This window comes from Duganella sp. SG902 (assembly GCF_013376005.1).
In the GTDB taxonomy this organism is placed as follows: Bacteria; Pseudomonadota; Gammaproteobacteria; order Burkholderiales; family Burkholderiaceae_D; genus Rugamonas.
Genome location: NZ_JABMJK010000034.1, coordinates 1 through 8648 on the forward strand (window position 1 = coordinate 1; position 8648 = coordinate 8648).

Annotated in this window: 6 protein-coding genes; 3 read left to right on the forward strand and 3 right to left on the reverse strand. The window is 66.3% G+C overall.

Going from position 1 to position 8648, the window contains the following annotated elements; genetic code table 11:
• Positions 1–158 precede the first annotated feature (158 nt).
• Both FHW83_RS30265 and FHW83_RS30270 read left to right on the forward strand, forming a co-directional pair.
• The gene (locus tag FHW83_RS30265) at positions 159–1556 is read left to right on the forward strand and encodes an IgA Peptidase M64 (RefSeq protein ID WP_176650081.1); all 1398 of its coding nucleotides are present in this window, start codon (positions 159–161) and stop codon (positions 1554–1556) included.
• A gap of 79 nt (positions 1557–1635) precedes the next feature.
• The gene (locus FHW83_RS30270; protein ID WP_176650082.1) at positions 1636–2106 is read left to right on the forward strand and encodes a hypothetical protein; all 471 of its coding nucleotides are present in this window, start codon (positions 1636–1638) and stop codon (positions 2104–2106) included.
• 100 nt (positions 2107–2206) lie between these two features.
• On the opposite strand, the gene parC is transcribed toward FHW83_RS30270, so the two are convergent.
• A complete protein-coding gene (gene parC / locus FHW83_RS30275; protein WP_176650086.1) occupies positions 2207–4516 on the reverse strand; it encodes a DNA topoisomerase IV subunit A in 2310 nt (769 codons plus the stop codon).
• Positions 4517–4857: 341 nt separating this feature from the next.
• A complete protein-coding gene (locus FHW83_RS30280) occupies positions 4858–6855 on the reverse strand; it encodes a DNA topoisomerase IV subunit B (RefSeq protein WP_176650083.1) in 1998 nt (665 codons plus the stop codon).
• A gap of 210 nt (positions 6856–7065) precedes the next feature.
• Here FHW83_RS30280 and FHW83_RS30285 point away from each other — a divergent pair, with 210 nt between their 5' ends.
• Positions 7066–7794, forward strand: a complete 729-nt coding sequence (locus FHW83_RS30285) for a TorF family putative porin (RefSeq protein WP_176650084.1) — start codon at positions 7066–7068, stop codon at positions 7792–7794.
• Here the strand turns inward: FHW83_RS30285 and FHW83_RS30290 are convergent.
• Positions 7791–8429 carry a hypothetical protein gene (locus FHW83_RS30290; protein ID WP_176650085.1) on the reverse strand — a complete coding sequence of 213 codons (639 nt, stop codon included), beginning with the start codon at positions 8427–8429 and terminating at the stop codon, positions 7791–7793. The genes FHW83_RS30285 and FHW83_RS30290 overlap by 4 nt on opposite strands.
• Between the last annotated feature and the right edge of the window lie 219 nt (positions 8430–8648).

Here is an 8648-nt window from a genome sequence, read left to right on the forward strand (position 1 = left end):
TGGCGACTACGGGTATACGCCCGTTAACCAATACCTGCAACACCTTCAGGCTTATTCAAGCAAATTTATTCCGGACAGCAGTGCGCCTGCGCGGGGACGACGGGGTGCGGGTAGGGATTACAATGGCGGTCACGTTTTCAACTGACCGCAGGACATCCATGATCCGCTACCTCACCTCGCTGCTGGCGCTGTGCGCCTGCGCCTCCGCGCTGGCCGCGCAGCCGGCCACCATGCGCCTCGATTATCTCCACAGCGGCAACGCCAGCGAAGAACACTACGCCGTCGAACGCGTGGTGGTCGAGCCGCTGCCATGGCCCGGCAGCATGCGGCAAACCATCGACAACACCAATCGCGGCAACAACCTGGTCGAGGTGGTGGACGCCAAGACCGGCAAGCTGCTGTACTCGCGCGGCTTCTCGACCGTGTTCGCCGAATGGCGCAGCACCGGGGAGGCGGCCCGCGCCAGCCGCGGCTTCCAGGAGTCGGTGCGCTTCCCGCGCCCGGCGCAGCCGGTCAAGGTGCGCATCCTCAAGCGCGACGACGCCAACCGCTTCGTGCTGGCCTGGAGCGCCGACGTCGATCCGGACGCCATGGACGTGGTCCGCAAGCAGCCGCCGGCGCCGGTGCAGCCGATCGGCATCCGCGTCAACGGCCCGTCCGAGGACAAGGTCGATCTGCTGATCGTCGGCGACGGCTACACCAAAGGTGAGATGAAAAAATTCGAAGCGGCCGCGCGCCGCCTGGCCGACCACCTGTTCGCGACCTCGCCGTTCAAGGAGCGCGCCACGGACTTCAACGTCTGGGCCATCGCGCTGCCGACCACCGAGTCGGGCGTGTCGCGCCCGTCGACCGGCGCGCACAAGGCCTCGCCGCTGGGCACGCGCTACGATATCTTCGGCAGCGAGCGCTATGTGCTGACCACCGACAACCGCGCCCTGCGCGAGCTGGCGCAGTACGCGCCGTATGAGTTCATCGAGATTTTGGTGAACAACGAGACCTATGGCGGTGGCGGCATCTTCGGCCAGTTCAGCACGGCGGCGGCCGACAACGACTGGGCCAACTACCTGTTCGTGCACGAATTCGGCCACCACTTCGCCGGCCTGGCCGACGAGTACTACACCTCGCCGGTGGCCTACGCCACCGGCGGCGAGCGCCGCGAGCCGTGGGAGCCGAACGCCACCGCGCTGCACGATCCGGCCCGGCTGAAATGGCGGAAATTCGTCAAGGAGGGCACGCCGATGCCGACGCCCTGGCCGAAAGCCGCCTATGAAACGGCGTCGCGCGCCTATCAGCAGGAACGCGCCGCGCTGCGCGCGGTCAACCGGCCGGAGTCGGAGATGAGCGCGCTGTTCACGCGCGACCTGCAACAAAGCACGGCGCTGTTCTCGGCCGACCCGCATCGCCACACGGTGGGCGCGTTCGAGGGCGCGAATTACGAGGCGACCGGCTACTACCGCCCGCAGATGCAGTGCATCATGTTCGACCGCAGCGAGCAATTCTGCGCGGTGTGCGCGGACGCCATCTCGGCCATCATCGACCTGTATTCGCGTCCTTAGTACGCTAGCGTACAGTGTGTGGCGGGGCGGCGGCCTAAGATGTGTCTCACGTACTCAACAACACGGAAAGGGATACACCATGAACAAGCTGATTGCCACCCTGATCGCCGGCCTGATGGCCACCGCCGCTTATGCCCAGACCTCGGACGTCGCCAAGGCGCAGGCCGACGCCAACAAGGATGTCGCCAAGGCCGAGCAGAAGGAGTTGAAAGCCGACGCCAAGGCCGACAAGAAAGCCAACAAGGCCATCGCCAAGGCCGACAAGGTGCACGAGGAGCAGCAGGCCAAGGTCGCCGTGGAACAGGCTAAGGCCAATGAGAAGGTGGCCAAGGCCGATCCTGAGGACAAGGCCAAGGCCGCCGCCAAGGGCGACAAGGCCGTCGCCAAGGCTGAAGAGAAAGCCGAGAAGAAAACCGTGAAGGCCGACGCCAAGGCCATCAAGGAAACCGTGGACGCCACCGCCGACAAGGCGCTGGCCGCCAACAAGACCGCCGCCGTGAAAGCCAAGGCCGACGCCGAGGTGAAGGAAGCGGCCGCCAAGCAGCACTAAAAAAATCCGGGGTCAGGTCCTCCATTTCTACACGGCCTCTGCCGTAGCCCACGCTACGGCAGAGGCCGTGTAGAAATGGAGGACCTGACCCCGGAGTGGGTTAGACGATCGGTTGCAGGCCGCTCGGCTTGATCCTGGTCGCCAGTTCCTTGCCCTTGCGCGCGCGCTTGCCGAAGTGCACCGCCAGCGCCGACGCCGACAGCTTCTCCTCCTGCGCCTTGCCGCCGCGCCCGGTGCCATACACGGTCACGCCTTTCTGGCTGATCGGCTTGGCCGCCAGCAGCGTCTCCTTGTCCGCCAGCTCCATCAGGATCACGCCGCGGCCGCCGTTGGTCAGCACCTTCATCTCATCCATGCCGAACACCAGCACCCGCGCGCCCGAGGACAGCACGGCCACGGCGCTGGCCGTGTCCGGGATCACGGTCGGCGGCAGCGGCACGTCGCCGTCGTCGAGCGTGATGAACGATTTGCCGCCCTTGATGCGGCTGACCATGTCGCCGGCCTTGGCGATGAAGCCGAAGCCGGCGCTGGTGGCCAGCATCAGCTGGGTGGCGCCGTTGCCGGCGTAGTAGTGCAGGATGCGCGCGCCCGGCGCCAGGTCGATCAGGGTGGTGACCGGCACGCCGTCGCCGCGCGCGTTCGGCAGCGCCGCCACCGGCACCGAGTACACCTTGCCGTTGCTGCCGAAGGCCAGCAGGGTGTCGACCGTGCGGCATTCGAAGGCGCCATACAGGCTGTCGCCGGCCTTGAAGCTGAATTGCGTGGCGTCGTGGCCGATGCCGCCGCGGGCGCGGATCCAGCCCTTCTCGGAGATGATGACGGTGACCGGCTCGTCCACCACCTTCTGCTCGACCACGGCCTTCTGCGCCTCCTCGATCAGGGTGCGGCGGGCGTCGCCGTAGGTCTTGGCGTCGCTCTCGATCTCCTTGATGATGGCGCGCTTCATCGACGACGGGTTGTCCAGCAGGTCTTGCAGCGTCTGCTTTTCCTTGCGCAGCTCGGCCAGCTCCTGTTCGATCTTGATCGCCTCCAGCCGCGCCAGCTGGCGCAGGCGGATTTCAAGGATGTCCTCGGCCTGGATCTCGCTCAGCTTGAAGCGCGCGATCAGCGCCGCCTTCGGCTCGTCCGAATTGCGGATGATGTGGATCACCTCGTCGATGTTGAGCAGGATGGTCTGCCGGCCCTCGAGGATGTGGATGCGGGCGTCGACCTTGCCCAGCTTGTACTGCGAGCGGCGCGTGACGGTGGCGAAGCGGAAGGTGATCCATTCGCCCAGGATGTCGCCCAGGCCCTTCTGCCGCGGCCGGCCGTCGCCGCCGATCATCACCAGGTTGATCGAGGCCGACGATTCGAGCGAGGTGTGCGCCAAGAGCAGCAGCATGAACTCGGTCTGGTCCTGGTTCTTCGACTTCGGCTCGAACACCAGGCGCACCGGCGCGTTGCGGCCCGATTCGTCGCGGATGGTGTCGAGCGAGTTGAGGATCAGCGATTTGAGCGCCAGCTGCTCCGGCGACAGGGTTTTCTTGCCCAGCTTGATCTTGGGGTTGGTCAGCTCCTCGATCTCCTCCAGCACCTTCTGCGCCGAGGTGCCCGGCGGCAGCTCGGTCACCACGGCCTGCCACTGGCCGCGCGCCAGTTCCTCGATCTTCCAGCGCGCCCGCACCTTCATCGAGCCGCGGCCGGTGGCGTACATGTCGGCGATCTGCGACGGCGGGGTGATGATCTGGCCGCCGCCGGGGAAGTCCGGGCCGGGCAGCAGCGCCATCAGCTCGGCGTGGCTGATCCTGGGATTGCGGATCATGGCCACCGTGGCCTGCGCCACCTCGCCCAGGTTGTGCGACGGGATCTCGGTGGCCAGGCCGACCGCGATGCCGGAGGCGCCGTTCAGCAGCACCATCGGCAGGCGCGCCGGCAGCAGGGTCGGCTCCTCGGTCGAGCCGTCGTAGTTGGCCTGGAAGTCGACCGTGCCCTGGTTGATCTCGTCCAGCAGCACCTTGGCGATGGGCGTCAGGCGCGCCTCGGTGTAGCGCATCGCCGCCGCGCCGTCGCCGTCGCGCGAGCCGAAGTTGCCCTGGCCGTCGATCAGCGGGTAGCGCAGCGAGAAGTCCTGCGCCATGCGCACCATGGCGTCGTACACCGACTGGTCGCCGTGCGGGTGCAGCTTGCCCAGCACGTCGCCCACCACGGTGGCCGATTTGCGCGGCTTGGCGCTGCTGTTCAGGCCCATTTCGTTCATGGCGTACAGGATGCGGCGCTGCACCGGCTTCTGGCCGTCGCACACGTCCGGCAGCGCGCGGCCCTTCACCACCGAGATGGCGTAGTCGAGGTAGGCGCGTTCGGCGAAGGTGGACAGGGTCAGGGCGTCGCCGCCGTCGCCATCGTCGCCGCCGCCCAGCGGGCCGCCGAACATGCCGCCGCCGTTGCCGCCATCGCCGCCGGCCGCGAGGTCGTCGGCGCTGGCGGGGCCGCCGCCGCCACCGGCGTCGCCGCCACCGGCGGCGTCGGCGCCTTGCCGGGCCCCGGCCCCGGCGGGGAGGGCTTGCGCCGCCGCTTCAGGTGCCGGCGTCGGCGCGGCGGGCTTCTCGGCTGGCGCGTCTTGCGGCGCCGGATCGTCAAAGAGATTTGCTTGAGTCATGGTGTGTGTGCTTGTGTAGTCAGTCCCGCGTCGTTCCGGCGCAGGCCGGAACCCATGCTGCGCGTTCTGGCCGGCTCAGCATGGATTCCGGCCTGCGCCGGAATGACGGTGGTGCGTCAAATGTCGGCTTCGGCCTCGTTGCCGTGTTCCTCGATCCAGGCGCGGCGCGCGGCCGCTTCGCCTTTGCCCATCAGCATGTTGAAGCGGGCCGCCGATTCGTGCAGGCCGTAGCCGCCCAGCGACACCGGCAGCAGGCGGCGCGTGTCCGGGTTCATGGTGGTCTCCCACAGCTGCTCGGCGTTCATCTCGCCCAGGCCCTTGAAGCGCGAGATCGACCACGCGCCTTCCTTCAGGCCATCCTTGCGCAGCTTGTCCTCGATGGCCACCAGCTCGCCGTCGTCCAGCGCGTACAGCTTCTGGATCGGCTTCTTGCCGCGCGCCGGCGCGTCCACCCGGTACAGCGGCGGCCGGGCGATGCAGATGTGGCCCTTGGCGATCAGCGCCGGGAAGTGGCGGAAGAACAGGGTCAGCAGCAAGACCTGGATGTGCGAGCCGTCCACGTCGGCGTCGGACAGGATGCAGATCTTGCCGTAGCGCAGGCCCGACAGGTCGGGCGTGTCCTGCGGCGTGTGCGGGTCGACGCCGATCGCCACCGAGATGTCGTGGATCTCGTTGTTGGCGAACAGGCGGTCCTTGTCGGTCTCCCACGAGTTCAAGACCTTGCCGCGCAGCGGCAAAATCGCCTGGAATTCCTTGTCGCGGCCCATCTTGGCCGAGCCGCCGGCCGAGTCGCCCTCGACCAGGAACAGCTCGGTGCGGGCGGCGTCGCTCGATTCGCAGTCGGTCAGCTTGCCCGGCAGCACGGCCACGCCCGAGGATTTTTTCTTTTCCACTTTTTGCGCCGAGCGCAGGCGCGACTGCGCCTGCTTGATCACCAGCTCGGCCAGCTTCCTGCCGTAGTCGACGTGGTGGTTCAGCCACAGCTCGAGCGCCGGCTTGGAGAAGGTCGCCACCAGGCGCACCGCGTCGCGCGAGTTCAGGCGCTCCTTGATCTGGCCCTGGAATTGCGGATCGAGCACCTTGGCCGACAGCACGAAGGAGACGCGCGCGAACACGTCCTCGGGCAGCAGCTTGACGCCCTTGGGCAGCAGCGAGTGCATCTCGACGAAGTTTTTCACGGCGCCGTACAGGCCCTCGCGCAGGCCCGACTCGTGGGTGCCGCCGTTGGGGGTGGGGATCAGGTTGACGTAGGACTCGCGCACCACCGCGCCCTGCTCGGTCCAGGCCACCACCCAGGAGGCGCCCTCGCCCTCGGCGAAGCCCTCGGCGTCGGGGCCGGCGAACTGCCCGCCCTCGAACAGCGGGATCAGGGTCTCGCCGTCGGTGGCCTGGGCCAGCGCCTCGGTCAGGTAGCCGCGCAGGCCGTCGTTGTAGTGCCAGGTCTGCGATTCGCCGCTCTTGGCGTTGTTCAGCGTGACCGTCACGCCCGGCAGCAGCACGGCCTTGGAGCGCAGCAGGCGTTGCAGCTCGGTCTGCGAGATGGCGGCGGAGTCGAAATACTTGGCGTCCGGCCACACCGTGACCCTGGTGCCGGACTTCTTGGCGTCGCGCGGGGCGACGATGGAGGTCAGCGGCTCGACCACGTCGCCGTGCTCGAAGGCCAGGAAGTGCTGGCCGGTGCCGTTGGGTTCCTTGCGCCAGACCGTGATCTCGAGCCGCTTGGACAGCGCGTTGGTGACCGACACGCCGACTCCGTGCAGGCCGCCGGAGAAGGCGTAGGCGCCGCCGCTGCCCTTGTCGAACTTGCCGCCCGCGTGCAGGCGGGTGTAGACGATTTCCACGGTCGGCACGCCTTCCTCCGGGTGCAGGCCGACCGGGATGCCGCGGCCGTCGTCCTCCACGGTGACGCTGCCGTCGGCGTTCTGCGTCACGATGATGTTCTTGCAATTGCCGCCCAGCGCCTCGTCGGCGGCGTTGTCGATCACCTCCTGGATGATGTGCAGCGGGTTCTCGGTGCGGGTGTACATGCCCGGGCGTTGCTTGACGGGTTCCAGGCCCTTGAGGACGCGGATGGATGATTCGCTGTAATCGGAAACGGGTTTTTTAGTGGCCATACGAGCAAGCTTGTTTTCTTGATACTGGGTTTATGTACAGTTCGTGCATTGTTTGCGTATTCTATCCTCAACTGCGCGGGCTGCGCGGCAAAAATTGCGCGCCGCGCAATTTATACACGATGTTTACCACGCCGGCCGGGCTTTTTAGACCGTTTTTACGGCGCGCTGACTAAGCTTGACGCTCCGTTTTTCAACAACGACAGGAGTCATATGAAAAAGTTAGCACTGGCTGCGGCCGCCGTCGCGGTGTTCTCCGCCCATGCCGAAGAGGCGGTTGCGCCGGACCATGCGGTCAGCTTCAATCTGGCGGCGGTCAGCGATTACCGTTATCGCGGCATTTCGCAAACGCGCTTGCAGCCGGCCTTGCAGGGCGGGGCGGATTATGTGCACAACCCGAGCGGCTTGTATGCGGGGGCCTGGGCGTCGACCATCGCCTGGATCAGGGATGCGGGTGGCGATGGCGGCGTGGAGTTGGATCTGTATGCGGGCAGGCGCGGGCAGGTTACCGAAGCCGTGTCGTATGACGTGGGCGTGCTGACTTATGTGTATGCCGCCAACGCGCTGCCGGTCAGCGCGAATACCACCGAGGTTTATGGACAGCTGGCGTATGGCCCGGCGTATGTGAAGTATTCGCATGCGGTGACCAACCTGTTTGGTTTCGCCGACAGCAAGAACAGCGGCTACCTTGACATTGGCGCCAACATCGATGCTGGCGGCGGCTATACCATCAACCTGCACGGCGGCCATCAGAAAGTGAAGCGCAACGATGCCGCTTCCTACTCTGACTGGAAGCTGGGCGTCACCAAGGACTTCGGCGTGCTGACGGGGGCGCTGGCCGTCGTCGGCAGCGACGCGCAGGAATCGGCTTACACCTCGGCCGCCAACGGCAAGTTCCTCGGCAAGACCGCTTTGCAACTGACCCTCAGCAAGGTGTTCTAAGCGGCGGCGTGCCGCCCGTGCTGCTTTTGCTGCTTATGTTGCTTGCCGTGCTTGCCGCGTTTGCCTCCCCGGCCGCGCTTGGCGGTTTTCCCCGATGCGCCGGAGCGGCCGGTTTGTTTTGTCCGCACAAGCGGAATTTTCGCTGGGGCGGGGCAGGGGGCCGGGACTTGCTGCGGTTCGGCGGCGCCGAACAGGCGCGCGATCACGGCTTTCTGCTGCGCGCGGCAGGTGTCGGCCAGCACCCATTGCTCGCTGCCCGGAAACAGCAGCCAGACGGCTTTCCAGGCGTTGCGGTTGCCGCTGCCCTTGAGGTTGGCAAAGGCGGACGGTGACAGCGCTTGTTCGCCGCAGCGGATGTCGTTGCCGCGCACGACGGCGTGATATGGCGCGCGGCCAAAGCTGGCGCGCAGCCGCGTGCCCTCCGGTAGGAAGACTTGCTTCCATTGATAGCCGGCGTCGGCCACCTCGGCGGCAGCCTGTTGCGGCTGCGCCGCGGGTTGCGGGCGCATGTAGGCGCGGATGGCGTCGCAGATGGCCGGCTCGATCTGCCAACCGGCCCAGTGCATCCCGGTGAAGGCGCCAAATTCCTCCATCAGTTCGTTCGGCAGGCGGTAGGGAAAGGTCACGGTACCCATGATGGGGTCTCCAAAAATGGCGGTTTTACTAAGCGCTGCTAGTTCATCCTAACCTTTACTACAGCGCGCTATCGTTTACTAAAATATCTGTGGTGCATATGTATTAGAGCGACCGCGCGCGCTTTTGACCTGATCGGTAAATTTGTTGCCACCAGCATGGTTAGGCTTCGACTAAGTCGCCAGCATTTGGCGCCGCTGCCGACCAACTGAGGCCGGGGG

Bases quoted from the DNA above. Each gene is read 5' to 3' on its own strand.
- FHW83_RS30265 (WP_176650081.1), top strand. From the start codon at position 159: ATGATCCGCTACCTCACCTCGCTGCTGGCGCTGTGCGCCTGCGCCTCC.
- FHW83_RS30270 (WP_176650082.1), top strand. From the start codon at position 1,636: ATGAACAAGCTGATTGCCACCCTGATCGCCGGCCTGATGGCCACCGCC.
- FHW83_RS30280 (WP_176650083.1), bottom strand. From the start codon at position 6,855: ATGGCCACTAAAAAACCCGTTTCCGATTACAGCGAATCATCCATCCGC.
- FHW83_RS30285 (WP_176650084.1), top strand. From the start codon at position 7,066: ATGAAAAAGTTAGCACTGGCTGCGGCCGCCGTCGCGGTGTTCTCCGCC.
- parC (WP_176650086.1), bottom strand. From the start codon at position 4,516: ATGTTCGGCGGCCCGCTGGGCGGCGGCGACGATGGCGACGGCGGCGAC.
- FHW83_RS30290 (WP_176650085.1), bottom strand. From the start codon at position 8,429: ATGGGTACCGTGACCTTTCCCTACCGCCTGCCGAACGAACTGATGGAG.